This is a genomic window from Candidatus Propionivibrio aalborgensis (assembly GCF_900089945.1).
Classification (GTDB): domain Bacteria; phylum Pseudomonadota; class Gammaproteobacteria; order Burkholderiales; family Rhodocyclaceae; genus Propionivibrio; species Propionivibrio aalborgensis.
In genome coordinates, this window is the sequence record NZ_FLQY01000199.1 from 1 (window position 1) to 1,687 (window position 1,687).

A 1,687-nucleotide genomic window follows, 5' to 3' on the forward strand; every position below is an offset into this window, starting at 1 on the left:
GGCGTTATGCCCCGTCCTGCGTTTCTGATTCAATGAGGCATCCAATTCGCCCGGCTTCAAGTAGTACCAAGAACCGTGCTGTTTGGCCGGCTACCGTCGTTTCACAAATCAAATGTGGCTCCATTCGGCTACCCGCTGCCATCATCCCCATTGAGGTAAAAACTTCGCGGTCTTCAATCGCTAAAACCTTTACGTCCGGCGGTGTCTTGTTGTTTTTCTCAGGAGATGTCAAATACCACTTCGTTTCAACAATGGATTCTTGCGCCCGACGAATTGCAAACTCAACCAATCCCCGCGCAACCGCTGATCCAGCTTCCTGCACTCGTAATGTCACTGTCGCCACGCTCGGTTTCCGTCCTGCGTTTTCTCTTTTCCCGCCTCTGACCATGATGCTTCTCCTGTTGATTTATGTTGCACAATTCAATTATAGCTATTTGTTTGAATAATGCAACAACAATCTATAGTCTTTGAGTGGCATAACCCGTCAATCCAGCCGACCGAAATAAGCGGTGCGTTTTCTCAATCCGCCTCGCGCGGTCGGCTGATTTCTGCGTTAGAAGTCTCTATCTCGTCTGCCCATTGCCGAGCAATCGCTCCCGCTCCTGCGATCTCTCGCCCATGCTTCGACCACTCGGCAAATCCACCGTAGTAATCCATGCACGCAGCCAGATACTCCATGTCGTCGGCCAGCATTCGTAATCGGGCGGCAATAAATGGTTTTGTCGGGGGCGGTCGATAGCCGCCCACTTCTAACCAGACAGTCGAGCCGACGGGATCAATCGTTTCAGGTTTCATCATTCTCCCTTTCGCCCTCGGCGCACTTCTGCGTTTCGGCGTCTTCATGCAGCGCCTCGCCCTTGCATGTGGCCGCAGCCATGCGCCGGCTCCGGGGTTGCGTCACGCAGTTCCTGCATGGTGCTTGGCGGCAGGTAGTTCAGCTCCCATGTCGGGTGGTAGTTACCCGAGTGGTCGTCGCCATCGAGACGGATGCGAAGCCGTGCGCCGCGTGTTCCGGTTATGGTTCCCATTTTGGCCGGCGACGGGTGTGTGTACTCAACTCGCCCGCCTAGTTTTGCTGGCACGCCGTAGGTCGTGCGTATGTATTCCATGCTCATCTATTTCTCCGTAAAACGTCGAACCACACATTCAACCGGACGCCGGTCAAGCGTCCGTGGTTTTGTCTGTCGCTTCTGCGCGGCGCTCGGTTAATTCGGCGTTCGGCCTCTTCCCAGCGCATGCCAGTTCCAGTTCTTCACGCAGTTCCTTTGCTGCTTCGTTGGCGGCTTCTATTGCGGCTTCCAACGCCATCCCAGGAGCAAGGCATGCGCGTATCGCTTCGCTTTCGTCTCCTGGCCTGTAGTTGCACGAATCCACCCATTCAATATCGTGCAGCGCCTTGGCCACCTTCACCAAGTGCAAGGCAAACGCCTTCCGCTCCGGCGTTGTCTGCTTGAAGTCGGCGTCGTTCTCCAGTTTGCAGTACAGATAATTCATACTTCCGCCGCTCATGTTTTCCCTTTCTTCGTTGGCGCCGTCTAACCCTACGCTCAACCCCGTTCGCTCTGCTCACGGAGCTATTGACCCATTGATTTTCCACACTTCCAACATGCTTTAGAACTGACCCTGCCGTAACCACTTATAAAAGTTACGACCGTTATAGGCCAGTTCTAATTAAAAGGTATATCGT

Annotated in this window: 4 protein-coding genes; 1 reads left to right on the forward strand and 3 read right to left on the reverse strand. The window is 53.9% G+C overall.

From position 1 onward, the window contains the following. Positions 1–446: hypothetical protein (locus PROAA_RS18895; RefSeq protein ID WP_222102207.1), on the forward strand; the 446-nt coding region annotated here is incomplete at its 5' end. A gap of 73 nt (positions 447–519) precedes the next feature. Here PROAA_RS18895 and PROAA_RS10200 read toward each other — a convergent pair. The 3 genes from PROAA_RS10200 to PROAA_RS10210 are packed head-to-tail and all read right to left on the reverse strand — an operon-like array spanning position 520 to position 1,509. Continuing rightward, positions 520–798: a hypothetical protein gene (locus PROAA_RS10200; protein WP_186411237.1), complete on the reverse strand. Its 279-nt coding sequence runs from the start codon at positions 796–798 to the stop codon at positions 520–522. A 41-nt stretch (positions 799–839) separates the two neighbouring features. Next, positions 840–1,115 carry an MBT domain-containing protein gene (locus PROAA_RS10205; RefSeq protein WP_186411238.1) on the reverse strand — a complete coding sequence of 92 codons (276 nt, stop codon included), beginning with the start codon at positions 1,113–1,115 and terminating at the stop codon, positions 840–842. Positions 1,116–1,161: 46 nt separating this feature from the next. Further along, the gene (locus PROAA_RS10210; protein WP_186411239.1) at positions 1,162–1,509 is read right to left on the reverse strand and encodes a hypothetical protein; all 348 of its coding nucleotides are present in this window, start codon (positions 1,507–1,509) and stop codon (positions 1,162–1,164) included. Positions 1,510–1,687: the final 178 nt, after the last annotated feature.

Bases quoted from the DNA above. Each gene is read 5' to 3' on its own strand.
- PROAA_RS10205 (WP_186411238.1), bottom strand. From the start codon at position 1,115: ATGAGCATGGAATACATACGCACGACCTACGGCGTGCCAGCAAAACTA.
- PROAA_RS10210 (WP_186411239.1), bottom strand. From the start codon at position 1,509: ATGAGCGGCGGAAGTATGAATTATCTGTACTGCAAACTGGAGAACGAC.
- PROAA_RS10200 (WP_186411237.1), bottom strand. From the start codon at position 798: ATGATGAAACCTGAAACGATTGATCCCGTCGGCTCGACTGTCTGGTTA.